Source organism: Niveispirillum sp. SYP-B3756, assembly GCF_009495745.1.
In the GTDB taxonomy this organism is placed as follows: Bacteria; Pseudomonadota; Alphaproteobacteria; order Azospirillales; family Azospirillaceae; genus Niveispirillum.
The window spans coordinates 156,135-180,030 of record NZ_WIDQ01000003.1 but is presented as its reverse complement, the minus strand read 5'-3'; the positions used below and the strand labels follow the sequence as shown (position 1 = coordinate 180,030).

The following is a 23,896-nucleotide window of genomic DNA, read 5'->3' as shown; positions in this document are numbered from 1 at the left end:
ACCGGGCAGCCCGGAAAGCAGGGGTAGTATGCGGCTGAAATCGTTCCACGCGCCGACAATGCAGGACGCCATGCGCCTGGTCCGCGAGGTGCTGGGCGATGACGCCATCATCGTGGCCACGCGGGAAGAGGAAGGTGTGGGCGTCCGCGTCACCGCGGCGATTGAGGAGGATGAGGGCATTCTGGCCCCCCACCCCGCCATTCAGGCATCACAAAGCCCACTGCGTTTCGCTGAACCGACGGCTCCCGACCCGGTTGATATCGTTTCTGAGGCCCTGCTGCGCCATGGGGTGCCGGCGGAGTTGAACCAGCGGATGATGGATACATTGTCCGACACGGATGCCCGCGATCCTTTGTCGGCCCTGGCGGCCGCGTTGGACAGTGTGTTCCATTTCCAGCCCTTGCCTGATGGCCGGGCCACCCGGCCCATCATGCTGGTGGGGCCGCCGGGCGGTGGTAAGACCCTGACAGTGGCCAAGCTCTGCGCCCGTTGTGCCCTGCAGAAACGTCCCGTTGGGGTGATTTCGACCGATACGATCCGTGCCGGGGGCATTGAGCAGTTGCAAGCCTTCACCCGGGTGTTGAAGCTGCGTCTGATAACGGTGGAAGACCCCACCGCACTGGCCGATGCGCTGGACGTGTCGCGCGGCATGGAACAGGTGCTGGTCGACAGTGCCGGGCGCAACCCCTATAATGCCAATGACATGAAGGATTTGCGCGACTTCCTGGTCGCCGCCGACATGGAACCGGTACTGGTGATGCCGGCCGGGCTGGACCCGGTGGAGGCGGTGGATATGGCGCTGGCCTTCCGCCAGATCGGTGCCAAGCGCCTGCTCTCCACCAGATTGGACATGGCCCGCCGTTACGGCAGCCTGCTGGCCGCTGCCCATGGGGCTGGCCTGGCTTTTGCAGATGTCAGCGCGACGACGAAAGTAGCCGATGGGCTGATCCCCCTGACGCCAACCATTTTAGCCAAGATGATGATGCCGGAACTGCAGGCCGACGAACGGCGCACCAAACAAACGGGGACGCACGCATGAGCGACTTCACCAGCATGGCCGTTCCCGCCAATGTCACGCCCTTGCGACAGCGGAACATTTTTGCCGTTGCCAGCGGCAAGGGCGGGGTCGGCAAGACCTTCTTTTCCATCACCCTTTCGCACGCGCTGACCAAGCTGGGCCGCAAGACCCTGCTGTTCGACGGCGATCTGGGCCTGGCCAACGTGGATATCCAGTTGGGCCTGATGCCCAAGCGCGATCTGGGACAGGTGATTGACGGGGTGGTGACGCTGGCCGGGTCCACCACCCGTTACCCGGAAGGCGGGTTCGACATTATTGCCGGCCGCTCCGGTTCCGGCAGCCTGGCAAATCTTCCCCCGGCAAAATTGTCCCAATTGCGCAATGATCTGACCGACATGGCGCGCAGCTATGACAATGTGGTGATCGATCTGGGCGCCGGCGTGGACCGCAATGTCCGCACCTTCTCCGGCCCGGCCGGCGTCTCCCTGGTGGTGACGACGGATGAGCCGACCAGCATCACCGATGCCTATGCCTTCCTGAAGCTCTCCTATCAGGCCAACCCGCTGGCCGATCTGCGCGTTGTGGTAAACATGGCGCAGACCCGCAATGAGGGGAACAAGACCTACGAGACGCTGCTGGCCGCCTGCCGCAAGTTCCTGGGCAAAAGCCCGCAACTGGCCGGGGTGATCCGCCGCGACATGAAGGTACGGGAAAGCATCAAGACACAGACACCGCTGCTGGTGCGTTCCCCTACCTCTGATGCCGCCCAGGATATCATGGCGCTGGCTCAGCGCCTGACTGTCGGCTGACCCAAAGGGGGGGGGCACCATGACGGGGCCATCCCTGCCTTCCCTTGGCAATGCTGCCGGGAGTGCCGCCGGTGGCAGCGGCCCCAATCTGGCGCCCCTGGCGGAGGTCACCCTGGCCCGTGTGCCGGAACGGCTGGCGCGGTTGGACCGCGCCGTTGTGCTTTCCGGCATGGTGGTGGATCAGCAGGATGGCGAAGCCACCCTGCGCACGGCCGCCGGGGATGTGCGGCTGGAAACCCCGGTGCGCCTGCCTACCGACCGGCCGGTGACCTTGCAAATTCCGGTGAGTGTGCCGGGCAGTGCCCCCCGCGCCACCGCCCTGGCCCCGCCACCGCCAGCCACCGGGGCCGCCCCGCAGCCGGTGACAACAGCACCCCTGCCGGTTCCAGCACCCGCCGTCACACCACAGCCTCCCCTGCCCTTGATCATCCAGGGCGCGGTGCTGCCGGCGGTGGTGGTGCTGCCGCCCCCGACGCGCGCAACCGGCGCTCAAGCCCCACCGCCGGACCGGGATGCGGAGACGCTGGCCACGCTGTTGGGCCTGTCAAAGAGCGGCGGCAGCCCGTCGCAACCGGCCGCCACAGCGCCAACACCCTTGCCGACAACGCCATCACCAGCAGCGGCAACAGGGCCTCAGCCGCCGGCGGCACAGGGCACCGCCACCCTACCGGCCCCGCTCCTGCCGGAACCGGCACCGATGCCGGCCCCAGCAGGGAACCCCTTGCCAGGACCGCTGATCCCCGCAGCCCCGGCACCGGGTCCCGCCGCGCCGACAGTGCCAGTCGTCACGCCGCCGGCCACCGGCACACCAGCGGCCCAGCCGCTTCCCATGCCTGAAGCAGCACTGCCGACGGCGGGATCAAATCCGCTTCCCCCGCCACCGGCAGCCACCATGCCGACGCCGGGACTGATGCGCCCACCGGTATCGGGACAACCGGCACCGGAACCGCCTTTGCCGTCGGAGGGTGTAACAAGCGGCGACGCTGCCCCTGTCGTTAAAGACAAGCCGGTGACGGCGGCCCCCTTGCCGTCGCCCCGACCCAGCCGTCTGGCCTTGCCGCAGCCCCCGGCCAGCGGGATGCTGACCTTTGCCGATTTCGATGCGGCACCGCCGTCCCAACCGGTTCCGCGCCCGGCCAATCCCGTGGCAGCCATCCGGACATATGTCGGTGAGAATGCTCAGGCAACGACAGCGCCCGCCAACACCGCCGCACCGCCGCCCTTGCTGCGCGGGGAGCCACAGCGCCCGGCCGCGCCCAGCCTTTTCGGACAGATCAGCCCATCGCCGCGTGCGACTGCGGAGGTTATTCCCCCGCCCGCAACATCCCAACCCTCTCAGCCCGTCTCTCCCGCACCGCCAGCGGGAGAAACCGTTGCCGATGCGCCGCTAGAGACAGGTAGCGGACGACCAGCCGCTGCCCCGCCGGCGCCATCCATCGGTGCGGCACCGCGCCCGACACTGCCAAACCCACCAGCAGGGCCAGCTCCCGGTCCGCCACAACAAACTCATTCGGTTTTGCCGGACGGTAGCGCCGCACCGGTGATTGAAGCCCGCCTGCGTGCCACGCAGCCGCCCGCACCACCAACCACGCCGCCCATCAGCCCGATACCGCGCCCGACGCTGCCAGTTTCACCGGCAGGGCCGGTGCCGACCGTACCACAGCAACCCGCTCAGGCTCTCCCGGAGGGCAATGCCGAACCGGCGATGGAAGCCCGCCTGCGCGGGGCGCAGCCGCCCGCCCCCCCAACCGCACCACCAATCGCCCCGATACCGCGCCCGACGCTGCCAAATCCACCGCCGGTGCCGACCGCACCACAGCAACCCGCTCGTGCTCTCCCAGACGGGAACGCCGAACCGGTATTGGAAGCCCGCCTGCGCGGGGCGCAGCCGCCAGCACCACCGACCGCGCCACCCATCGGCCCAACACCGCGCCCGACGCTGCCAAATCCACCGCCGGGGCCGCTGCCAGCCACCCCACAGCAACCCGCTCAGGCTCTCCCAGACGGGAACGCCGCACCGGTGATGGAAGCCCGCTTGCGGGGTGCGCAGCCGCCCGCCCCCCCAACCGCACCACCCATCGGCCCGACACCGCGCCCGACGCTGCCAAATCCTCCAGCAGGGCCGGTGCCGACCGTACCACAGCAACCCGCTCAGGCTCTCCCGGAGGGCAATGCCGAACCGGTATTGGAAGCCCGCCTGCGCGGGGCGCAGCCGCCAGCACCACCGACCGCGCCACCCATCGGCCCAACACCGCGCCCGACGCTGCCAAATCCACCGCCGGGGCCGCTGCCAGCCACCCCACAGCAACCCGCTCGTGCTCTCCCAGACGGGAACGCCGAACCGGTGATGGAAGCCCGCTTGCGGGGTGCGCAGCCGACCGCACCACCGACCGCGCCACCCATCGGCCCGACACCGCGCCCGACGCTGCCAAATCCTCCAGCAGGACCGGTGCCGACCGCACCACAGCAACCCGCTCAGGCTCTCCCAGACGGGAACGCCGAACCGGTGATGGAAGCCCGCCTGCGCGGGGCGCAGCCGCCCGCACCACCGACCGCGCCACCCATCGGCCCGACACTGCGCCCGACGCTGCCAAATCCTCCAGCAGGACCGGTGCCAGCCACCCCGCAGCAACCCGCTCGTGCTCTCCCGGAGGGCAATGCCGCACCGGTGATGGAAGCCCGCCTGCGCGGGGCGCAGCCGCCCGCCCCCCCAACCGCACCACCCATCGGCCCGACACCGCGCCCGACGCTGCCAAATCCTCCAGCAGGACCGGTGCCGACCGCACCACAGCAACCCGCTCGTGCTCTCCCAGACGGGAGCGCCGAACCGGTATTGGAAGCCCGCCTGCGCGGAGCGCAGCCGCCAGCACCACCGACCGCGCCGCCCATCGGCCCGACACCGCGCCCGACGCTGCCAAATCCACCAGCAGGACCGCCGCCAGCCACCCCACATCAACCCGCTCGTGCTCTCCCGGACGGGAACGCCGAACCGGTATTGGAAGCCCGTCTGCGCGGGGCGTCGCCGCCGGGTCCGCCGACTGCTCCGCCCATCAGTCCGGTACCCTCCCCATCCCCGCCACCCGTTCCCCTACGGCACGGACAGAACCTGTCCGTGCGGATTCTGGCGGTGGCTGAGCCGATTCTGGAGAAACTGCCACCAAACGCCCTGCCTGCCACCCTGATGGGCAGCACCAGCCAGGGGCAGCCGGTATTATCCACCCCACAGGGAATGCTGGTGCTGAAGGGGCAGACGGACCTGCCGCCGGGCACTGCGCTGACGGTGGTACTGGATGTCCCGTCGCCCGTAGAAGCGGGGCCGACCATGCTGCCGCCACTGGACCCGCGCCAGGGCCAGGACTGGCCGGCGATGAAGGAGGTGATGGCCATGCTGGCGGCAACCGATCCGGTGCTGGCCCGCCATCTGGCGCAAACCATCCTGCCGCAGCCGAACAAACGGCTGACCACAAACCTGACCTTCTTTCTGGCGGCGTTGCGCGGTGGCGATGCGGCCGGCTGGCTGGGCGGCGATGCGGTGGATAGTCTGGAACGGCGGGGTGGCGGCCGGCTGCTGGCCCAGTTGCGGGAGGATTTCCAGGCCGTGGCTCGTCAGGCGGCGGAACCAACGCCGGAGGGCTGGCGCAACATGGCTATCCCCTTCGGTCCGCCCGAACAGGTTGGCCGGATGCAGCTTGCCGTGCGCAATGCCCTGGATGGTGAGGAAAAGACCGGGGATGGTGGGGAGGAGAAGGGCAAGGCACAGCGCTTCCTGCTGGATCTCAGCTTCTCCCGCCTGGGGCCGATGCAGCTTGACGGGCTGGTCCGGCCCGGTCGTCTGGACCTGATGATCCGCACCCTGGATCTGCTACCGGCCGGCCTGCGCCAGGGCATTGGCGAGCTGTTCCGCGACAACCTGGAAACCGTGGGCTTTGCCGGCACCATCGGATTCCAGACGGGTGCCCATCGCTGGGCAAAGGTGCAGACAGGCCGTCAGGGCCCATCCCGCCGGGTATAGCCCCCCTCAGATACCCTCGCCCTGCTCCACATAATCATAAAGTCGGGTGCGAATTTCAGCGACCGTGTGGCGGGCGGCTTCATCATCGCGCTGGCGCGGGCGGACCGAATTGATCCGGTCAGCGGAACGTACCCCGGCCGGGCTGCCCGCCAGCAGCACCACCCGGTCGGCCAGATAAACCGCCTCTTCAATATCATGGGTGACGAACAGGATGGTCTTCCCTGTCCGCTGCCAGAGATCGATCAGTTCATCCTGCAGCGACTGCCGGGTGATGGCGTCCAGCGCGCCGAACGGTTCATCCATCATCAGCAGATCGGGATCAACGGCCAGGGCGCGGGCAATGGCCACCCGCTGGCGCTGGCCACCGGAAAGCTGGTGCGGCCAGCGGTCCGCCTTGTCGGCCAGCCCGACCAGGGCCAAAGCCTCCATGGCGCGGCGGCGTTTCTCCTCAGCCGTCAGGCCCAGCCCTTCCAGGCCGAATTCGACATTCTTCACCACCCGCCGCCAGGGCAGCAGGCGGGCATCCTGAAACACCATGGCATAGGGCCGGCGACCCGGCCTTTCGGGATTATCCCGCTTCACCGTGCCGGATGTCGGCCGCACCAGCCCTGCCACCACCCGCAGCAGTGTGGATTTACCCACGCCCGAAGCACCGACAATAGCAATGAACTCCCCATCGGCAATATCCAGATGGAAATCCTTCAGCACGATGGTGCGGCCGCGATCACTGTCGAAGGACAGGGTCAGATCGGAAATGGTGATCATGCTTTCCACGCCAGCAAACGGTCACGCACAAGAACGAAACTGGTATCGACGATGCCATAGAGCACGGCCATGGTGATCATGTAGACCACCACCACATCGGTCGCCAGCAGGGAGGAGGCCTGCATCATCCGCTGGCCCAGCCCCGCCACGCCGAACAGTTCCGCCGCCACCACGGCCATCCAGGCCTGTCCCAGCCCGGTGCGCAAGCCCGACATGATGGGCTGGATGGAGGCCGGCAGCACCACCTTGAACAGGCGGGCGATGGGGGAGCGGTGGCCAAAGGCGTTGGCCAGTTCGATCAGATCGCGGTCAACCGCCTGCACCGCCCCCAGGGCAGCGAAGTAATTGATCCAGAACACACCGATGATGATGATGAAATTGGCCGCCGCCGGGCTGACCCCGAACCAGATGATGGCAAACGGCACCCAGGCCAGACCGGGGATCGGGCGCAGCAGCCGGACCACCCAGTTGGTCATATCCTCCAGCACGCGCGACATGCCGGTCAGCACGCCCAGCGCCACCCCCAGAAAGGAGCCCAGCACCAGCCCGGTGACATAATGTTTCAGGCTTTCCTGCACGGCGGAAAGCCACGCACCCGACTGTACCTCCCGCCAGAAAGTGGCCGGAATCTCGCTGGGCGGCGGCAACAGCATGGGTTTCACGAAGCCATAGCGTGGCAGTGCCTCCCAAAGGCCGAGGAACAGCACCACACCGGTGATCGCCAGCAGCAGGCGTTCTGCCTTGTTCGCTTGTTTCATCTCATCGAACCATAATGGCCGGGCACCCGTTATCCACGGCTACCCGGCCCCATGAAAATAATCGGAATGGAAACCAGGCCCCCAAAGACAGTTACTTACCCGCAACCACCTTCTGGTAGTAGCTGAGATTGAAGATATCTGCCACCGGTTGGGCTTCCTTCACCGTGCCCAGCTTCACCTGATAATCCTGCACCGTGGCGGTCTGCGCGACGATGGCGTTCGGGTCGGTGGAGAACTGCACCGCCTTGGATGACAGGGCCTTGTCCAGAACGGCGCGGTCGATCAGGCCCTTGCCGATGGCGCCTTCCACCGCCTCGATGGCGATCTTGCGGTCAGATTTCAGCACCTCGGTGGCCTTGGCGGTCAGTTCCACCAGCTTCTGGGCAATCTCCGGGTGCTTGGCGGCAAACTCATCCGTCAGCGCAACCACATTGCCCGGCTGGTTCTTCAGAATATCGCCGCCATAGGCCAGCACCTTCACATCGGGATTGCGCCCGGTGATGATGGTCAGGGCCGGTTCGCGGATGATGGCGCCATCGACAGCACCGGCCAGCAAGGCCTGCTGGGTGGCATCAATGCCCTGCGGCACCAGTTCCACATGGGCCTTGTCCACCTTGGCCACTTCCCACAGCCAATATTGCAGCATGGTGTTGGGCACCGAACCGGCCGGCTGGGTCGCCAGCTTCAGCGGACGGCCCAGCTTCTTGGACAGGGCGGCGATGGCATCTGCCGGGTTGCCCGGCGTTTTGGCCAGGTCGGGACCGGCGGCCACCACCAGTTCTTCCACCGCCGTGGCGGCCACCACCTTGACGCCAATGCCCTTGCCGCGCGCCACAATCACCGGGGCGATCCCGGCGACATACACATCCAGCGTGCCCGAGGCCAGCGCCTGGATCATGTTCGGCCCGCTGTCAAACTGCTTCAGCTGCAGGTCAAAGCCGTTCTGCTTGTCCCAGCCTTGGCTGTCGATGACGAAGGCCTGGGCGGCACCCAGCACCGGGATATAGCCCGCACGCACCACCACCGGATCGGCCGCCTGTGCGGCCCCGACGGAAGCGAGCGAGAGGAAGGCAGCGGTCGCGGTGGCGGACAGGCGGCGGACAAAGGACATGGGGTTGATCCCTTATATGAATGGCGGAGCGGTTGCCCTGCACAGAAGGTTGGCCATCCGTCGGATTTCGTCAATCTGATTTGTTGTTTTCGTAAATTCACACCAACCATGCGTGATTAGAAGACCCAACACCGGCGCCAATTTACAGAAAATAAAAAACAGGGTTGACAGTGACCCCGGCAACACCAAATTATGTATGCAAAGGCAGCAATGCCCCATTTTATCCAGCCACCCGCTGCGGGCCCGTCAGGGGTTCATTCGAAGGGCGGATGGATACGCGGGAATTTGACGAACAGCAGCTTGCGCCGCGTCAACAAACGCTAAAGCGCCACGAAGTCCCTTCGTGGTTTGTCCGCAAACCTTGTTAAAGGAAGGGCTTGGGTCCATGAAGACCAGCATATCCAGCCGAAAACCGGCTTTCTTCCCTGAAAAACACACGGGATGCTGTTGACGCGTCGATAGACACCATCAGCAGCCAACCGTTCATTTTTCCTATTTTACATCTGGATGATGTTGTTCATCCGGACAAGGGGAAAGCCATGTCCATCGCCTATAGCATCGAAACCCGCCAGCGCAGCGCCGGCATCGCCGTTTATGATGAGGGGGCTTATCGCTTCTTCGCCGCCGACACCCATTTCAGCAGCATGGAATCGCGCCGTTATCCCAGTGTGGCCGCCGTTGAACGCGCGGCCCGCACCCTTGAACAGACGGCCAGCCAGCGGCCCGGCAAACGTCGCCAGGACAGCCGGGGGGAAATATTCCGCTCCTGGGGACGGGCAGCCCCGGCGCAGGAAATGGCCTGATACCAAGCCGCCTAAAGGTTGACCTTTAGGCGGCTTGGAGGCCGGCGACCGCCGGCTCAGCACCTCGTGGCGCGCAAGCCAAGGGAGCGGATGCGCCCGCCCGGCGACTGAGGGAACAAAAAATCTCCCTGGATCGGTTATGATCAAGGGAGATTGGTACGACTCTTTGGGCAGATCAGCCTGGATCAGGGGGGGGAACGATCAGTCCCGCCCTTGAAAATACTGATCCTCGAAATCGGCGATCAGTTCCTTGGCATCGGCAATCAAGGCGCGGATGACCCGCCGGTCGGGCTCCGTACACAGGGTTTCATTCACCGCCTTACCCAATTGGGCGGATGCCTGGGCCAGCAGCTTCACGGCCAAACGGTCTTCCAGCTTCATCACCGCCTCACTCAGGAAAACATCGACAGATAGTCGGGTTTAGCCGATCAAGGGCCCCCGTTGCGAGGGTGAAGAAAATTTTCGACAGCTTTGTCGTTTTGGCCGACGCTTCTTCGTCAGTGGGAGAGAGGGGACATTCCAGCCCCCTCCCCTGACCAGAGGAGCCGCACCCATGCCCACCTTCATCATGATGCTGCATGAAGACCCCGCCACCTTTGCCGCCATGTCACCTGACGAGATGCAGGCAACCATTGGGCAATACATGGCCTGGGGGCAGAAGATGGAGGCTTCCGGCCGGCTGCGCGGCGGGCAGAAGCTGAAGGATGAGGGTGGACGCCGGCTGACGGCCAGGGACGGCAAGCTGCTGGTGACCGACGGGCCCTTTGCGGAAGCCAAGGATGTCATCGGCGGATTCTTCATGATTGAAGCCGCCAGTTATGAAGAGGCCGAAGCCCTGATCGCCGACTGCCCGCATCTACGCTATGGCGAGATTGAGTTGCGTGAAACGGATGATTGCGGTGCCTGAGCCTGCCGAATTATCGCGCTGCAGCCGGGCGTCACCACGCCCGGCCCCCCTTTCCGCCTATCGGCGGCAAAAGGGGTAGTGAACGCATTGATGGCAATGCCAACGATTAGGCTTGCGTGTGCGCCGCAACATCGCGTTCCCTATATCGGCCCGATGCGTCGATGCGCGGGCCACCAGCCCAGCCGGGGAGGAGATCAGCGATGCATGTTTCCGTGATCCTGAAAACCAAAGGCTCTACCATCATTACCAGCAAACCATCCGACACGATTGGTGCCATCGTCCATATCCTGCATGTCAACCGCATTGGCGCTGTCATGATTGTGGATGAGGCAGGGGGAATCGCCGGCATTCTTTCTGAACGCGATGTGGTCCGCGCTCTGGCCGTTCACGGGCCCGCTGCCCTGGAAAAGCCAGCCTCAGCGGTGATGACCACCAAGGTCATCAGTTGCGACCCGCGTGACACGGTCGCATCGGTGATGACACGGATGACGGAAGGTCGTTTCCGTCACATGCCCGTGGTGGATGAGGGCCGGCTGACCGGGGTGATTTCCATCGGCGACGTGGTGAAATCCCGTCTGGCCGAATATACGCATGAGGTGGAAAGCCTGCGCGACTACGTCGCCGGCCGTGTTTAACACAGGCATCTGAGCCTGGTACCATGATGACAGCCGCCAGAGCTTTATCCCCAGGCGATGGCCAGCCGGCGATCGGGCGTTGTGGGTGGCCTGGAAATCCATGACAATGGCGCCAGGCAACCTCATCAGCCAGTTGGCGTAAAATTCGCCCTGGCCGATCCATGCGAAAACCGCGCATGAAAAAGCCCGACCGCACCCCGGCTGGGCTTTGCTTGTGGATCAGCGTCAGCGCGCCAATCACTTATCGTTGGCGACCCCTGCTGGATTCGAACCAGCGACCTACCGCTTAGAAGGCGGTTGCTCTATCCAACTGAGCTAAGGGGCCGTCCTGGCGGCACCGTCATCAGGACGGCGCCGCAAATAGTCAAAATCAGAAGCGGCCGATGCGCGGCCGGTCGGTGCGGAAATTATCCGCATAATTACGCGGGATCACCCGGCGCTCATGCAGCTCGGCTACATCGGCATCCCAGCCCTTCTTGGCGCAGAAGGCCAAAGCCTCTTCCTTGGTCGGGAAAGAGACGCGCACCTGATTGAGCGTATCGCCGGAGCTGGTCCACCCCATCAGCGGTTCCGGCCGGCGCGGCGTGGCCAGCTCATATTCCAGAACCCAGGCGCCCGTCTTGGCGCGGCCAGACTGCATCGTCGTCTTGGCGGGCTGATAGATGCGGACCTTCATGATGTGCCTGCTGTAATCAAGGGTGGCGTCCATCGGGGGGATGGTCGGAGCGAGAGGATTCGAACCTCCGGCCTGCTGGACCCAAACCAGCCGCGCTACCAGGCTGCGCTACGCTCCGTAACCAGGGGTGGGGAATACACCACCCTTTTGCCGGGAGCAAGCCCGGGATACCGCCTGCGCGTCTTATGCATGGCCTTTTACGGTCTGGCGGGCAAAAAAGCCGGTGGGGGCCATCACCAGCAGGTTGCCGACCAAGGCCAGAACCAGCCCGGCAATGCCCGCCGGCGTCCAGTGATACCCCTCGAACAGGGTGGAAATCAGCAGCGCCACCACCGGCGTCATGATGGAGACATACCCTGCCCGATCCGCCCCCATCCGCCCCAGCAGGGTGAAATAGCAGAGGAAGGCAGCGATGGAGCCGAACAGCGCCAGATAGAGCAGCGAGAGCAGATAAGGGGCCGTCAGGCTGACACTGAAATCAGCACCCCGCACCGCCGCCAGCCCCAGCATCAACGCCGCCCCGGTCACCATGCCCCAGCCGGTCAGCGCGATCAGCGGCATACCGCTGCGGCGGGCGGTGGAGACCACCATATTGCCCAGCGACGCGCTGTAATTGGACAGCATCATCAATCCCAGCCCCGCCAGGGCGCCGCTGACCAGCGATCCGCCCTCCAGTTCAGGGGAGAAGAGCAGCAGCACCCCGACCAGCCCCAGGCAGCCCCCCAGAAGCACAGCCGGGCGCAGGGGCTGTTTCAGGAACAGCCGGGAATTCAGCACATTCATCAAGGACAGGGCAGACCCCGCCACGGCGACCAGGCCAGAGGGCAGCAGCACCGTGGCCTTATAGACCAGCAGATAATTCAAAGAGAAATTCAGCAGTCCCGCACCGGCAATCAGCGGCCAGGTTTTACGCGCCGGCCACAGATTCTGCCGGCGCACCACCAGCCACCCCAGCAGCACCGACCCGGCCAGCAGGAAACGATAGCCGATGGAAACAGACGGATCGACCGCGCCCAACTGAAAGGTGATGGCATACCAAGTCGATCCCCAGATGAGAATCGTGGCGAGAAAGAGGGCGAGGTTCAACGGCATAGTAAGACAAAGTCCAAGCGGCGCCGCCAGATCGCGGCTGCCCGACCCTGGCTATAGCCCCGGCGGCCAACCTTACCAATCCGATACTTGTCGCCGGGACATTTTGCTTCAGGCTTCCAAGGTCAGCTGGTGTGTCTCCGGCACCATGGCCTGCAGGGCATGGATATAGGAGGCGATCTTCGTTGCCTGTTCGGAATGCAGTTCCAGCAGCTGGCGCATCTGTTGGGCCAGCTTCACCGCTTCCGCGTTGCTGGGACCGCTGGGTTCGCCCCCATCGCTGATGGCGGACAGCGTAACCGCCAGCGGATCGGCCGGCGGTTGTGGTACGGGGGGCGGCGATGGGGTGTCTGGCGGGGAGTGCTGGGATGTTTCCTGTTGCCCGCCTGGTGCGGACTGCCGATCGGCAAAGCGGTCCAGATTACCGCGAATCCTGTCGCGCTGTTCCGGGGTGAGGTCGGGGAACTCCTCCACCTCATCCATCACCATATCGATGAGGCGCTGACGCAGGCTGCGACCTTGGCGGGCGTCACGCTCCCCCGTCGCCTGGGCCGCCACCTTGGATATAGCGGCCACACGCCGCTCCCGCGTGGGGGGCGTCGCACTGACTGGCAGGCGCTGGATCGGTGGCGTGTATAGAACCATGACTGATTCTACCATGTCGCAAAGGAGCGTAGTTCCGCCCTTTCGGGTGAGGCGCCGGCTTCCCTTCTCTCATGTGCGCATGGCAAGGGCCGGATCAGCTGGGACGTTTGACCCCGAAGGCCGGGTGCAGCAGCCGGTCACCGGCACGAATGCCCAGCCGGGCGCACAGGCCGCCATTCAGCTCCAACACGGCCAGCGCCGGGCGGGAGGATGGCAGTGGGGTGGTGTTGCGCGGCTTGCCATGCTGGATATTGATGATCACGCCTTTCTCATCAATGAAGATGATATCCAGCGGGATCAGCGTGTTCATCATCCAGAAGCTGAGCGGCTGTTCCACCTCGTAAAGGAACAGCATCCCGCGATCATCATCCATATGGTCGCGGTACATCAGGCCGCGCGCCTGCTGTTGCAGGGTCAGTGCCAGTTCGATGGTGAATTTATGGCGGGTGCCGCCCGCCGTCTCCACCACCAGCGTATCTTCCTGCAGGCCGGTCTGCGGCCCCTGTTGGGCCAGGGCCGTGGTGGGCAAGCTCAAGACCGGCACGGCGAGGGCCAGCAGGAGGGCGGTCAACAAGCGACGAAGCAGACGCTGGATCATGGTCTCATCCCGAAAAGGCGGTCTTCCCGCCTGATATCCTGCCAATCCGTCTTGATCGTGACCGATGAAGACGGATTACATTTTCCCTCAGACGCCGGGCGGGCGCATCCGCGCCCTTGGCTTGCGCGCCACGAGGTGCGGGCCGCCGGTCGGCGGCCTCCAATCGACCAAAGGTAAACCTTCGGCCGATTGATATCACAAATCGCGGGTCGCGGCTGCGACCATCCTGATCTCATCGCGGACCGGCCCTTCGCGGGGGGCATCGTGCAGCCGGTCGAACCAGTGGGTGGGCGGGTTGCGCCCTTCCCGCCGGTCCCAGGTCAGGCCACGCAATACCGATACCGCTTCCGGTGTCAGGGGCGTGCCGGCCGGGTCAATCCCGCACAATACCGCCCAGATGCCGGCCCAAGCACGGCCCACCGACCAGGGGTTATAGCCGCCGCCGCCCACCACCAGGGTACGCGGCGCCAGCCCCAGCAGTTCCGATACCGCGTGCCAGAGCGCGCGGTTGGAGAGGCTGAGGCGTGACAGCGGATCGTCCGCCAGCGCATCCGCGCCGGTCTGGATCACCATGGCCTGCGGACGGAAGGCGCAAGCCAGCGGGATCAGTGCTTCTTCCACCAGATAACGCAATTCGCTGTCATGGAAGCCGGCGGGAACCGGCAGATTGCGCGCCATACCGCCCGCCCGATCTTCCAGCTTGCCCGTGTGGGGCCAGCGCCCGCCTTCATGGATGGAGACGGTCAGCACCCGTTCATCATCATGAAAGGCATCCTGCACCCCATCGCCATGATGGGCGTCCAGATCGATATAAAGGATGCGGTCCAGCCCCTGATCCAGCAGGGACAGGATCCCGAGCACCGGGGCATTGAAGAAACAGAAGCCACTGGCCCGGCCGGGCCGGGCATGGTGGGTGCCGCTGGCGGGGCTATAGACGACACCGCCATCGCGCAGCAACTCAGCCGCCTGGATGGCGGCACCCACGGCGATGGCGGGGCGGCGATACATTTCCGGGAAGACCGGGTTTTCCAGCTTGCCCAGTCCATAGCGCTGGGACGTTTCCAGATCGACCCGCTGATCCCGCTCCGCCTGCCGCACCGCCGCGATATAATCGCGCGCGTGAAAGCGGGCGAGCTGCGCCTCCGTCGCCATCGGGCTGTCCAGATAGCGGGTTTCATCCAGCCAGCCCATGGCGCGGGCCAGATCCATCGCCACCGTCACGCGGGGAATCGACAGCGGATGCTTCTTGCCATAGCTGGAATGGCGATAAATCTCCCCGCCCAGGAACAACGGAGGCAACGCCGCCGATAGTTTCGGCAGCGGATCGGGCGCGGCATCGATAGCCGCAGGCGGGGCGACGGAAGCATCCAGCATCATGAGGATAATCCTATGCTGCGCCGCCGCAGGATGACAATGGTGCCTGTCACAGGGCGGGTGGGGTTTTGCCCGTCGTTCAAGTCGCTTGTTCCGCTGTCACGGCAGTGCAATAACCCAACATTCACTGGGGGGAGCCGATGGGCGGCTGAGAGGTTCCGTGCCGGAACGACCCCTGGAACCTGATCCGGCCAAGACCGGCGTAGGGACAGTGAGACAAGATGCCGCCGGGCGCCGATCCGCTTTCACCCCCCTCTCCCGCCATTCATATCCGTCAGGCCCGTCTGGAACTGGCCGGGCGCGTGCTGTTCGACGGGCTGCATCTGGATGTGGCGGCCGGCCGATTCTGCTGTCTGCTGGGCCCCAGCGGGGTGGGCAAAACCACCTTGCTGCGGCTGGTTGGCGGATTGACGCCACCGCAGGGCCAGACACGCATCCAGGCCGGTGACGGGCTGCCACTGGCCGGGCGTATCGCCTGGATGAGCCAGCAGGATCTGCTGCTGCCCTGGGCCAGCGTGCTGGACAATGTGATGATCGGTGTCCGCCTGCGCGGGGGCCGGCCCGACAGTGCCGCACGGGAACGGGCCCTGGGCCTGTTGCAGCAGGTGGGGCTGGCCGATCGTGTCGGTGACCGCCCGGCTGCCCTGTCCGGCGGGATGCGCCAACGGGTCGCCCTGGCCCGCACCCTGTTCGAGGATCGGCCCATCGTGTTGATGGACGAGCCTTTTTCCGCCCTGGACGCCCTGACAAGGCTACGGCTGGGCGAACTGGCCGCCCGGCTGCTGGCCGGACGCACGGTGTTGATGGTGACGCATGACCCAATGGAGGCGCTTCGCCTGGGCCATCAGGTGCTGGTACTGACGGGGCTGCCGGCCAGCCTGTCGGCGCCGATCATCCCGCCAGATGATCCGCCGCGCCCGCCCGACCTGCCGGAACTGCTGCATCTGCAGGGGCGGCTGCTGGCCGAACTGGCGCGGGAGGTCGGACCATGAAGGCGGCCTTACGCGCGTTGATCACCTTTGCCGGCCTGCTGCTGGCCTGGGCGGCCCTGGTCCGCTGGGCGGAACTGCCGCATTACATTTTGCCGGGGCCGGAGCGGGTGGCCGCCCGGCTCTGGTCCGACCGGGCGCTGCTGGCCGATCATGCGCTGATGACCCTGGCGGAGGTCGTGCTGGGCCTGTTGCTGGGCACACTCTGCGGGGTGCTGGCAGCCCTGGCGTTGATGGCCTCCACGGCGGCACGGCGCTGGCTGCTGCCGCTGCTGCTGGTCAGCCAGGCCGTGCCCGTCTTCGCCATCGCGCCGCTGCTGGTGCTGTGGCTGGGCTATGGCATGGCGTCCAAGGTGGCGATGGCGACGCTGATCATTTTCTTCCCCGTCACCGCCGCCTTTTACGATGGTCTGCGTCGCACCGATCCCGGCTGGCTGGATCTGGCGCGCACCATGGGCGCCAGCCCCTGGACGCTGCTGCGCCATATCCAGGGCCCCGCTGCCCTGCCGGCCCTGGGGGCCGGGCTGCGCGTGGCCGCCGCCGTCGCCCCCATCGGGGCGGTGGTGGGGGAATGGGTGGGGGCATCGGCCGGGCTGGGCTATCTGATGCTGCACGCGACCGCTCGGGTTCAGACCGACCTGACCTTTGCTGCCCTGTTCCTGCTGGCCCTGCTGGCTGTCGCCCTGTGGCTGCTGGTTGATCTTCTGCTGCGCCGGGCCCTGCCCTGGCTTCCCGATTCCCACGGTTTTGAAGGATGAGAAAGATGCGACACTGGTTGCGCGGGGCGGCGATGGCCGCCGCCCTTTCCCTGGCCACCCTGCCCGCCCTGGCGCAGGACAAGATGACCGTGCTGCTGGACTGGTTCGTCAATCCGGACCATGGCCCGCTCTACATCGCCCAGGAAATGGGTTACTTCAAGGAAGCCGGTCTGGTGGTGGAGATGATCGCACCGGCCGATCCCAATGATCCGCCGCGTCTGGTGGCCGCCGGTCGCGGCGATGTCGCCATTTCCTACCAGCCGCAACTGCATTTGCAGGTCGATGCCGGCCTGCCGGTGGTGCGCATCGGCACCCTGGTGGCCACGCCGCTCAACTCGATCATCGCGCTGAAAGACGGGCCGGTGAAAAGCCTGAAGGATCTGAAGGGCAAGAAGGTCGGCTTCTCCGTCGGCGGGTTCGAGGATGCGCTGCTGGGCGCCATGCTGGAAAAGCACGGGCTGTCGCTGAAAGATGTGACGCTGGTGAACGTCAATTTCTCCCTGTCGCCGGCTTTGTTCGCCGGGCAGGTGGATGCCATTGTCGGCGGCTTTCGCAATTTCGAACTGAACCAGATGGCCATTGAGGGCAAGCCCGGCCGCGCCTTCTTCCCCGAAGAGGAAGGCGTGCCGGCCTATGATGAGTTGATCTTCATCGCCGCCCGCGACCGCGCCAATGATCCGCGTCTGGGCCGCTTCCTGGACGCGGTGGAACGCGGCACCGCCTATATGATCAACCACCCGGATGCGGCCTGGGCCCTGTTCATCAAGGGGCGTCCGGACATGGATACAGAGCTGAACAAGCGGGCCTGGCGCGACAGCCTGCCCCGCTTTGCCCATAGCCCCCGTGCTCTGGACCGCGCCCGCTATGCCCGCTTCGCCAATTTCCTGAAGGAACGCGGACTGGTGAAGACCACGCCGGACGTGGCGACATATGCGGTGGAACTGAAATAACGGTCAATCGGGGGCGGTGATCACCGCCCCCTTCCCGGTTTTCAGGCCGCCTGCGCCAGAATGACCCCCAGGCGGGAGCGCAGCGACTCCATTTCATCGGTCACCTGGCGTGCCTTGTTCGCCAGATTATCCGCCAGCGTCCGCGTCTCGCTGGCATCGGCCGCCACACTCTGGATGCGGTCCGACACTTCAATCGTACCGCCAGCCGCACTGGCGGCACTGTGGCTGATGCTCTCGGTGGCACTGCCTTGTTCCGTCACGGCGGCGGTGATGGCGCCGGCGATCTCATCGATACGGGCGATCACCTCGTGCAACTGATGAATATCGCCGATCACCCGTTCGGTGGCACGCTGCACGGCGGTGATCTGCGAGCTGATCTCCTCCGTCGCCTGACCGGTCTGGGTGGAGAGGTTCTTCACCTCCGCCGCCACGACGGCGAAACCACGGCCGGCTTCACCTGCCCGCGCTGCCTCAATGGTGGCATTCAGCGCCAGCAGGTTGGTCTGTCCGGAAATATCACCGATCAACTGGGCCGCTTGCCCGATATTCTGTGCTGCTTCGGCCAATTGCGCGATCATGGCGCGGGTCTGGGCGCCACGGGCCACCGCCTCATGCACCATGTCCGCTACCTCGGTCACCTGGCGGCCGATCTCCCGGGAAGAGGTGGCCAGTTCCTCCGTGGCGGCAGCCACCGTCTGCACATTGTTGGTGGCATCCTGGGCGGCCCCGGCCACACCGTGGCTTTGCTCACCCGTCCGCTGGGCGGCGGAATTCATCTTACCAGCCAGGTCGGAGATGCCCGCCGCCTCGGTCAGCACCACTTCAACGCGGCGCGTCACCTCCTGCTCCAACGCCTGGGCCAGACCGCCCAGCCGGTCAGCGAATGCCTGCTTATGCGCACGCTCGCGTTCCTGCTCTTCCACCTTCAGCCGGTCCATCTCCTCTGCATTGACACGGAAGACATCAATGGCACGGGCCATGTCACCGATTTCATCACGGCGGCCAGTGCCTGGGATGAAGGACAGGCGCTCACCCCGGGCCAGCGTTTCCATGGCGCGTTCAATCTGCGCCAGCGGCCCGGTGATCGACCGCACCAGCAGCAGTGACAGGCCACAGAACAGGGCAACCAGCGAACCGCCGATCAGCAAGGTCATCCGCTGGGTCTGGCGGCGGATGGTGGCCTCTGCCTCACGGGCCTGTTCCAGACCACCTGCCGTAAAGGTGAACAGCTCATCAATCAGCGGCGTGGTCTCGGCCACCACCTGGGCGAAGGCAGCAATCGCTGAACGCTGCGCCGCCGTGGCGTCGGCCAGCGCCACCATATCCTGGCGATATTTGCGCGACAGCGTATCAATCGCCGTCCTGGTTTCCGGATCCAGCTTGGATTCGGGAATGAAGAAGGAGAATTCGTTGAAGGCTTTGCGGTGCTGGCCCAGATACTTGTCCTCCCCCGTCAGCAGGAAGGATTTCTCGGCATTGCGCATTTCTGCCATGCCAATATATAGCTCTGCCGCCACGGCCGCTGGCCATTTCTTCAATTCGCCTTCCGTTGCCGCAACCGATTTGAACATCTGGCCCCGCAAGCCGTCCTCATCGGTGAAGCCGACCGCGCGGGTGGCGTCATCCACCTTGTTGAAGGCGTCGGCCAGCGCCACCAGCTTGGCCTGGATGGCGTTGACCGTGTCCGCCTTGTCGGCTGCGGCGGGGTGGGCGGCGATACGGGCGGCTGCCTCCTTCACCTTGGCCAGACTGTTGCGGAAGGCCTCCCCCTCGGCGGGGATGCGTTCCCGCAGGAAGCGGGTGGCATGAAGCTGCAGCGCCGTGGTCTGGCGATTCAGTTCGGCCGCCGTTTCGGCCACCACTGACAAGCCTGTCATGCGGTCGGAGGCATCGCCCCGGCGTGCGTCGCCCAGCAGGAATAGGCCCGCCGTCATCGTCACGGTCAACAGGGCCGCCCCAACCAGCAAACCGATGCGGGTGACGATGGATAGCTGGGCCAAGACCCCGCCTTCCCCACCATCACCCCCACCTTCGCCTTTGCCGCGCAGCTTCTGCCACAATTCGCCCAGGCCCCAACGCCCGGTCCCCGTTTCCAAATCGGCATTCAACGGGGCGGTCAGCGTAACATCGGTCATGCCAGTATCCCGGTGTCTGGAATTTATTTAAAATCCAACACATACATGAGGCGCAGCGGCCGATAGCGGCACTGTTTCCACAACGCCCCACCGGCCTGTCCTGAAGTGATATGGGCCGCCGATATAAAGTCTGTGGGTCAGTTTTATTAATTTTGGGTGACGCTCGCTTTAGCTGCAAAATCACGTTTGCATATTCACCAGCGCCCTTAGAGTTGTTAGTCTATATCCCCGCCGCCTTGGTGGACGTTTTGCCAGGACATCATGGTCATTCTGACACCGGAATTATTGTTAAGGGCCTACGCCAATGGGGTTTTCCCGATGGCGGAGAACGCCCGTTCCACCGATTTGATGTGGTTTGACCCGCCGCATCGGGGGATTCTGCCCCTGAACGGCTTTCATGTTCCCCGCCGGCTGCGCAAAACCGTGCGCCACTTCCCCTTTGATGTGCGGGTCGATACAGCCTTTCGGCAGGTGATGGCCGGCTGTGCCGGCGGTGGTCCGCAGCGGCCGGAAACCTGGATCAATGGGGAGATCACCGACGCCTATTGCCAGCTCCATGCCGTCGGCCATGCGCATTCAGTCGAATGCTGGCTGGATGGGCAATTGGTCGGGGGGCTTTATGGCGTCTCCATTGGCGGCGCCTTTTTTGGGGAGAGCATGTTCTCCCGCGCCACCGATGCCAGCAAGGTGGCCCTGGTACATCTGGTGGCGCGGTTGACGGCAGGCGGCTTTCGCCTGCTGGACACGCAGTTCATCACCGAGCATCTGGCCCAGTTCGGGGCGGTGGAAATTCCCCGCCACCGCTACCGGGCGCAGCTATCGCAGGCGACCCGGATTGAAGCCGATTTTTACTGTTTGGATGATGAACGGGCCTTGGTTTCCGACTTTTTGCAGTCCTTGACCCAGATATCGTAAACCGGATGCTCCATGGCCGACAGGGCCGGGCTGGAGGCAAACATCCAGCCGACGAAAACCGGCACCGGGGCCGCACCGGCCGTGGTGGGGATTTCCGAGATATCCAGGAAGGCAGCCGATTCCGGCGGATCGATCGGCGGGGCCTTGCGGCAGGACTTGACCTCAATCGATAATTGGCCGAACTGCACCACATCGCCCACCTTGGCTTCGAAGGTGGAGGTGCGGGCCGTTACTTTGTCCAGCCCCTGCAGCACAACAACCGGCATGGCCTCGAAACTGCGTTGCGGGGCGGGGGGCGGTGCCGGGCGTTGTACGGCCGGGGCCGTTGCCCCGGCAGCAGGATCTTGTTGAGCATCTGGGGCCGACGATGGCTCCGGCAGCGTCGGTACCGTGGCATCCTGTGCGGCGGCAACAGCGGCGGCGCCAAGGCAGGCCCCCAGCAGCAGCGCACGAACGATCTTCTTCACCAGCATCGAACCTGTCCGGTCAGCTTGACATCACCCTGCCGATCAGGCCCGCCGAAGCGGGCCCTTTGATGGCAGTCTCACTTGCCGCCCAGCAGGCCACCGGGGGCCGGTGCCTGCGCACCCTGATTGGCGGCGGCGGGCGGGGTTGCCGCATTGCCACCGGAACCGGCATTGGAACTGGAACCGCCGGAATTGAACATGAAGCGCCCCAGCAGTTCCTCCAGATTGACGGCGGACTGCGTATATTCGATCAGATCGCCTTCCTTCAGCTTCTCCTCTTCCCCGCCGGGATCAAGCTGGAGATAGCGGCCGCCCAGCAAGCTCTCGCTGGCGATGACGGCAGAGGTATCGCGGGGCAGTTGGATCGTGCGGTCGATTTCCATCTGCACCACGGCCTGGAAAGTCTGCTTGTCCAGGAACTGGCTGGTGACGGTGCCGACCTTCACCCCGCTGATGCGCACATCCGACCCGGCCGACAGGCCGCCCGTGCTGCTGAACCGGGCTTCCAGTTTGTAGCCACCGACCGCCCGCACGGAGCTGCTGGTATAGGCGAAGAACAGGAAGAAGCCGGCCATCACCAGCACCACCGCGCCCAGCACGGTCTCAATCACATTCCTGCGCATGGACAGAACCACTCCCGACTAAACCCCGAAACGGACATGGCGGCGCTGGATCAACGCCGCCATGACGATGATGAACCCTAAATGGTGCCGATCAGTTCGGAGTCCATGCCTGATAATCGCCGGTCGCCTTGTCGCGCTTGCCACCTTCGAACAGGTGGCCGGGCGGACGATAGGCCTGCAACGTACCGGTCGGGTTCGGCTGGTGTTCCTTAATCCACGGCTTGTGGAAAACACTCTGCTCGGGCAGGGGTTCCGCCATCACATAATGCAGCCAGCCATGCCATTCCGGCGGCACATTGGTCGCCTCCGGCTCACCATTATATATCACCCAGCGACGGGCCTTCAGGCCGGTGCGGGCCTTCTTCTCCTCATAATACTTGTTGCCGTATTTGTCGGTACCGACCAGACGGCCCGCACGGGCGGTGAAGAAATTGATCTGGATGTTGGCCATCCAGGTGACCAGGGAGATGCGTTTGCTCATGATGGTCCGTTTCGGGACTGAAGGGACAAACCCCCGCGGCAACGGCGCGGGATACGGCAGTGCGGGGGACTATGGCACCGCGGCAAAGCAAAATCCACCCCCGCGCGCAGGTGGGACAGGCTGCTCAAGGCGTTGCCGGTCTACCCAAATCGCACAACAGATATTTCACGGGGCCGATGGCGGCTCCCCATGACCACGCAGCCGGTCCGCCGCCCGGCCAATACGGCCGGTATGGTGGCGGATTTCCCAGATGGCGATGGCGATGCCGGCCAACACCAGCGGCAAAATATAATAGACGAAGCGATAGGCCAGCATCGCCCCCAGCAACTGGCCCGCTGGAATATCATCCGACAAGCCCAGGATGATGATGCTCTCAAACACCCCGATACCACCGGGCACATGGCTGAAGATCGCCACCACCAGGGCCGCGCAATAGATACCCAGATAGGCGGTGAAGCCGATGCCATGTTCCAGCGGCAGCAATGACCAGAGCACGCCTGCGGCCAGCACGATTTCCAGCGAGCCAATGCTGATCTGGGAGATTACCCCCAGGGGCGAGGGCAACTGGATCGACCAGCGCCAGAGCTTGATCGGTTTGCGCGTCACGCCTGTGATGACGCAGAGCGACGCCAGCACCAGCAATGTCGCCACTGCCAGCCCCTGCACCAGCAATTCCGGCACCTTCAGCATGGCGGCCACCGGATGCGGCCCCACCAGTACGCCCACCGCCCCGGTGAAGCTGATCCCCAAGGTAAAGGTGGAGGTGGAGAAGACGACGACGCGGGCGACATCGGCCGGGGTCAGACCGGCAGCGCCATAGGTGCGCAACCGCACCCCCGCACCACTGAGCACCGCCCAGCCGATATTGTTGGAGAAGGCATAACCACAGGCCGCCGCGAATGCTGTGGTGCGATAAGGTACCCTCTTCTTCAGATAGATCAGGGCGGACACGTCATAGAGTGTCAGCACCCAATAGCCGAGTGCCGTGATCCCCACCGCCTGCAACAGGCGCGTATAAGGCAGCGCTTGCAGATAGGCCCAGACATCCTCGAACTTCACTTCCGACAGCACGTGGCGGATGGCGACCGCCAGAAGCACTGCCATGAAAAGGGCGGTTGCTATGCCCAGCCATTTTTTTCGCCGTTGGGCGGCAGCATCTTGTTCAGGCATGGGCTCTCGGAGGGAATCGGGAAGCTCTGACATTCACTCTTGGCGTCACTAACGCGGCCGGAAACCGATTGGATGCATCCCCATCGGCGGCGGCACCCTGCCACTGATCCGGCCGAATGGAAACCCCCTGTCCGGATTGACTAGACCAATGCGCCAAAAGGTGGCAGCCAAATGTGTAAACCCGTCAGCAGCGGCAGCGACTCCGACT

General features: G+C 64.8%; 24 protein-coding genes, 2 tRNA genes and 1 riboswitch. Of the genes, 10 read left to right on the top strand and 16 right to left on the bottom strand.

Features of this window, described 5'->3' with window-relative positions:
* Positions 1–28 precede the first annotated feature (28 nt).
* From GE253_RS07860 to GE253_RS07850, 3 genes are read left to right on the top strand one after another with little or no spacing between them, the layout of a single operon-like run.
* On the top strand, positions 29–1,039 hold the full coding sequence (locus tag GE253_RS07860; protein WP_153203582.1) for a GTPase: 1,011 nt from the start codon (positions 29–31) through the stop codon (positions 1,037–1,039).
* A complete protein-coding gene (locus tag GE253_RS07855; protein WP_089289695.1) occupies positions 1,036–1,827 on the top strand; it encodes a MinD/ParA family protein in 792 nt (263 codons plus the stop codon). The genes GE253_RS07860 and GE253_RS07855 overlap by 4 nt, the downstream gene beginning before the upstream one ends.
* 19 nt (positions 1,828–1,846) lie before the next feature.
* Positions 1,847–5,839 (top strand): hypothetical protein, encoded by a 3,993-nt coding sequence (locus GE253_RS07850; RefSeq protein ID WP_153203581.1) that lies wholly within the window; start codon positions 1,847–1,849, stop codon positions 5,837–5,839.
* 6 nt (positions 5,840–5,845) lie between these two features.
* On the opposite strand, the gene GE253_RS07845 is transcribed toward GE253_RS07850, so the two are convergent.
* The 3 genes from GE253_RS07845 to GE253_RS07835 form a co-directional block, all read right to left on the bottom strand.
* On the bottom strand, positions 5,846–6,604 hold the full coding sequence (locus GE253_RS07845) for an ABC transporter ATP-binding protein (protein ID WP_153203580.1): 759 nt from the start codon (positions 6,602–6,604) through the stop codon (positions 5,846–5,848).
* On the bottom strand, positions 6,601–7,362 hold the full coding sequence (locus tag GE253_RS07840; RefSeq protein ID WP_153203579.1) for an ABC transporter permease: 762 nt from the start codon (positions 7,360–7,362) through the stop codon (positions 6,601–6,603). Before GE253_RS07840 ends, GE253_RS07845 begins: the two co-directional genes overlap by 4 nt.
* A 91-nt stretch (positions 7,363–7,453) precedes the next feature.
* A complete protein-coding gene (locus GE253_RS07835; RefSeq protein WP_153203578.1) occupies positions 7,454–8,473 on the bottom strand; it encodes an ABC transporter substrate-binding protein in 1,020 nt (339 codons plus the stop codon).
* Positions 8,474–9,012: 539 nt separating this feature from the next.
* Here GE253_RS07835 and GE253_RS07830 point away from each other — a divergent pair.
* Positions 9,013–9,276 (top strand): hypothetical protein, encoded by a 264-nt coding sequence (locus GE253_RS07830; protein WP_153203577.1) that lies wholly within the window; start codon positions 9,013–9,015, stop codon positions 9,274–9,276.
* 201 nt (positions 9,277–9,477) lie between these two features.
* Here GE253_RS07830 and GE253_RS07825 read toward each other — a convergent pair whose 3' ends face one another.
* A complete protein-coding gene (locus tag GE253_RS07825) occupies positions 9,478–9,657 on the bottom strand; it encodes a hypothetical protein (protein ID WP_089289701.1) in 180 nt (59 codons plus the stop codon).
* A gap of 172 nt (positions 9,658–9,829) precedes the next feature.
* On the opposite strand from GE253_RS07825, the gene GE253_RS07820 reads away from it, so the two are divergent.
* Both GE253_RS07820 and GE253_RS07815 read left to right on the top strand, forming a co-directional pair.
* Positions 9,830–10,183: a YciI family protein gene (locus GE253_RS07820; protein WP_153203576.1), complete on the top strand. Its 354-nt coding sequence runs from the start codon at positions 9,830–9,832 to the stop codon at positions 10,181–10,183.
* Positions 10,184–10,383: 200 nt separating this feature from the next.
* Positions 10,384–10,818 carry a CBS domain-containing protein gene (locus GE253_RS07815; protein WP_089289703.1) on the top strand — a complete coding sequence of 145 codons (435 nt, stop codon included), beginning with the start codon at positions 10,384–10,386 and terminating at the stop codon, positions 10,816–10,818.
* A 248-nt stretch (positions 10,819–11,066) separates the two neighbouring features.
* Here the strand turns inward: GE253_RS07815 and GE253_RS07810 are convergent.
* The 7 genes from GE253_RS07810 to GE253_RS07780 form a co-directional block, all read right to left on the bottom strand.
* A tRNA-Arg gene (locus GE253_RS07810) sits at positions 11,067–11,143 on the bottom strand.
* Between the two features lie 45 nt (positions 11,144–11,188).
* Entirely contained in the window at positions 11,189–11,494 is a 306-nt protein-coding gene (locus tag GE253_RS07805) for an ETC complex I subunit (protein ID WP_089288101.1), read from the bottom strand.
* A 41-nt stretch (positions 11,495–11,535) separates the two neighbouring features.
* Positions 11,536–11,612 (bottom strand) — tRNA-Pro (locus GE253_RS07800).
* 65 nt (positions 11,613–11,677) lie between these two features.
* Positions 11,678–12,586 (bottom strand): EamA family transporter, encoded by a 909-nt coding sequence (locus tag GE253_RS07795; protein ID WP_153203575.1) that lies wholly within the window; start codon positions 12,584–12,586, stop codon positions 11,678–11,680.
* A 108-nt stretch (positions 12,587–12,694) separates the two neighbouring features.
* Positions 12,695–13,228, bottom strand: coding sequence for a hypothetical protein (locus GE253_RS07790; RefSeq protein ID WP_153203574.1), 534 nt, complete (start codon positions 13,226–13,228; stop codon positions 12,695–12,697).
* Between the two features lie 94 nt (positions 13,229–13,322).
* Positions 13,323–13,826 (bottom strand): DUF192 domain-containing protein, encoded by a 504-nt coding sequence (locus GE253_RS07785; RefSeq protein WP_153203573.1) that lies wholly within the window; start codon positions 13,824–13,826, stop codon positions 13,323–13,325.
* 195 nt (positions 13,827–14,021) lie between these two features.
* On the bottom strand, positions 14,022–15,203 hold the full coding sequence (locus GE253_RS07780; protein WP_247878547.1) for an acetoin utilization protein AcuC: 1,182 nt from the start codon (positions 15,201–15,203) through the stop codon (positions 14,022–14,024).
* Positions 15,204–15,320: 117 nt separating this feature from the next.
* A riboswitch (TPP riboswitch) is annotated at positions 15,321–15,426 on the top strand.
* On the opposite strand from GE253_RS07780, the gene GE253_RS07775 reads away from it, so the two are divergent.
* The 3 genes from GE253_RS07775 (at position 15,422) to GE253_RS07765 (ending at position 17,897) form a co-directional block, all read left to right on the top strand.
* Positions 15,422–16,192: an ATP-binding cassette domain-containing protein gene (locus tag GE253_RS07775; RefSeq protein ID WP_153203572.1), complete on the top strand. Its 771-nt coding sequence runs from the start codon at positions 15,422–15,424 to the stop codon at positions 16,190–16,192. It overlaps the preceding riboswitch by 5 nt.
* A complete protein-coding gene (locus GE253_RS07770) occupies positions 16,189–16,947 on the top strand; it encodes an ABC transporter permease (RefSeq protein ID WP_153203571.1) in 759 nt (252 codons plus the stop codon). The genes GE253_RS07775 and GE253_RS07770 overlap by 4 nt, the downstream gene beginning before the upstream one ends.
* Complete coding sequence (locus GE253_RS07765; RefSeq protein ID WP_153203570.1) at positions 16,944–17,897, top strand: ABC transporter substrate-binding protein; 954 nt, start codon at positions 16,944–16,946, stop codon at positions 17,895–17,897. The genes GE253_RS07770 and GE253_RS07765 overlap by 4 nt, the downstream gene beginning before the upstream one ends.
* A 41-nt stretch (positions 17,898–17,938) precedes the next feature.
* On the opposite strand, the gene GE253_RS07760 is transcribed toward GE253_RS07765, so the two are convergent.
* A complete protein-coding gene (locus GE253_RS07760) occupies positions 17,939–20,032 on the bottom strand; it encodes a methyl-accepting chemotaxis protein (protein ID WP_153203569.1) in 2,094 nt (697 codons plus the stop codon).
* 261 nt (positions 20,033–20,293) lie between these two features.
* On the opposite strand from GE253_RS07760, the gene aat reads away from it, so the two are divergent.
* Positions 20,294–20,947 (top strand): leucyl/phenylalanyl-tRNA--protein transferase, encoded by a 654-nt coding sequence (gene aat / locus GE253_RS07755; RefSeq protein WP_153203568.1) that lies wholly within the window; start codon positions 20,294–20,296, stop codon positions 20,945–20,947.
* Here the strand turns inward: aat and GE253_RS26210 are convergent.
* From GE253_RS26210 to GE253_RS07735, 4 genes are all read right to left on the bottom strand, one after another.
* On the bottom strand, positions 20,881–21,420 hold the full coding sequence (locus tag GE253_RS26210) for a DUF2155 domain-containing protein (protein ID WP_247878546.1): 540 nt from the start codon (positions 21,418–21,420) through the stop codon (positions 20,881–20,883). The genes aat and GE253_RS26210 overlap by 67 nt on opposite strands.
* A gap of 71 nt (positions 21,421–21,491) precedes the next feature.
* A complete protein-coding gene (gene mlaD, locus GE253_RS07745) occupies positions 21,492–22,037 on the bottom strand; it encodes an outer membrane lipid asymmetry maintenance protein MlaD (RefSeq protein ID WP_153203567.1) in 546 nt (181 codons plus the stop codon).
* Between the two features lie 91 nt (positions 22,038–22,128).
* Positions 22,129–22,518, bottom strand: a complete 390-nt coding sequence (locus GE253_RS07740) for an NADH:ubiquinone oxidoreductase subunit NDUFA12 (protein WP_173012555.1) — start codon at positions 22,516–22,518, stop codon at positions 22,129–22,131.
* A gap of 165 nt (positions 22,519–22,683) precedes the next feature.
* Positions 22,684–23,622, bottom strand: coding sequence for a lysylphosphatidylglycerol synthase domain-containing protein (locus GE253_RS07735; protein ID WP_173012554.1), 939 nt, complete (start codon positions 23,620–23,622; stop codon positions 22,684–22,686).
* Positions 23,623–23,896 lie beyond the last annotated feature (274 nt).

Excerpts from the sequence above, each read along its gene's own strand:
- GE253_RS07790 (WP_153203574.1), bottom strand. The coding sequence starts at position 13,228 with ATGGTTCTATACACGCCACCGATCCAGCGCCTGCCAGTCAGTGCGACG.
- GE253_RS07770 (WP_153203571.1), top strand. The coding sequence starts at position 16,189 with ATGAAGGCGGCCTTACGCGCGTTGATCACCTTTGCCGGCCTGCTGCTG.
- GE253_RS07760 (WP_153203569.1), bottom strand. The coding sequence starts at position 20,032 with ATGACCGATGTTACGCTGACCGCCCCGTTGAATGCCGATTTGGAAACG.
- GE253_RS07855 (WP_089289695.1), top strand. The coding sequence starts at position 1,036 with ATGAGCGACTTCACCAGCATGGCCGTTCCCGCCAATGTCACGCCCTTG.
- GE253_RS07780 (WP_247878547.1), bottom strand. The coding sequence starts at position 15,203 with ATGATGCTGGATGCTTCCGTCGCCCCGCCTGCGGCTATCGATGCCGCG.
- GE253_RS07840 (WP_153203579.1), bottom strand. The coding sequence starts at position 7,362 with ATGAAACAAGCGAACAAGGCAGAACGCCTGCTGCTGGCGATCACCGGT.
- GE253_RS07765 (WP_153203570.1), top strand. The coding sequence starts at position 16,944 with ATGAGAAAGATGCGACACTGGTTGCGCGGGGCGGCGATGGCCGCCGCC.
- GE253_RS07805 (WP_089288101.1), bottom strand. The coding sequence starts at position 11,494 with ATGAAGGTCCGCATCTATCAGCCCGCCAAGACGACGATGCAGTCTGGC.
- GE253_RS07815 (WP_089289703.1), top strand. The coding sequence starts at position 10,384 with ATGCATGTTTCCGTGATCCTGAAAACCAAAGGCTCTACCATCATTACC.
- GE253_RS07820 (WP_153203576.1), top strand. The coding sequence starts at position 9,830 with ATGCCCACCTTCATCATGATGCTGCATGAAGACCCCGCCACCTTTGCC.
- GE253_RS07825 (WP_089289701.1), bottom strand. The coding sequence starts at position 9,657 with ATGAAGCTGGAAGACCGTTTGGCCGTGAAGCTGCTGGCCCAGGCATCC.
- GE253_RS07860 (WP_153203582.1), top strand. The coding sequence starts at position 29 with ATGCGGCTGAAATCGTTCCACGCGCCGACAATGCAGGACGCCATGCGC.
- GE253_RS07775 (WP_153203572.1), top strand. The coding sequence starts at position 15,422 with ATGCCGCCGGGCGCCGATCCGCTTTCACCCCCCTCTCCCGCCATTCAT.
- GE253_RS07740 (WP_173012555.1), bottom strand. The coding sequence starts at position 22,518 with ATGAGCAAACGCATCTCCCTGGTCACCTGGATGGCCAACATCCAGATC.
- GE253_RS07795 (WP_153203575.1), bottom strand. The coding sequence starts at position 12,586 with ATGCCGTTGAACCTCGCCCTCTTTCTCGCCACGATTCTCATCTGGGGA.
- GE253_RS07850 (WP_153203581.1), top strand. The coding sequence starts at position 1,847 with ATGACGGGGCCATCCCTGCCTTCCCTTGGCAATGCTGCCGGGAGTGCC.
- GE253_RS07735 (WP_173012554.1), bottom strand. The coding sequence starts at position 23,622 with ATGGCAGTGCTTCTGGCGGTCGCCATCCGCCACGTGCTGTCGGAAGTG.
- GE253_RS07835 (WP_153203578.1), bottom strand. The coding sequence starts at position 8,473 with ATGTCCTTTGTCCGCCGCCTGTCCGCCACCGCGACCGCTGCCTTCCTC.
- GE253_RS07830 (WP_153203577.1), top strand. The coding sequence starts at position 9,013 with ATGTCCATCGCCTATAGCATCGAAACCCGCCAGCGCAGCGCCGGCATC.
- GE253_RS26210 (WP_247878546.1), bottom strand. The coding sequence starts at position 21,420 with ATGCTGGTGAAGAAGATCGTTCGTGCGCTGCTGCTGGGGGCCTGCCTT.
- GE253_RS07845 (WP_153203580.1), bottom strand. The coding sequence starts at position 6,604 with ATGATCACCATTTCCGATCTGACCCTGTCCTTCGACAGTGATCGCGGC.
- GE253_RS07785 (WP_153203573.1), bottom strand. The coding sequence starts at position 13,826 with ATGATCCAGCGTCTGCTTCGTCGCTTGTTGACCGCCCTCCTGCTGGCC.
- mlaD (WP_153203567.1), bottom strand. The coding sequence starts at position 22,037 with ATGCGCAGGAATGTGATTGAGACCGTGCTGGGCGCGGTGGTGCTGGTG.
- aat (WP_153203568.1), top strand. The coding sequence starts at position 20,294 with ATGGTCATTCTGACACCGGAATTATTGTTAAGGGCCTACGCCAATGGG.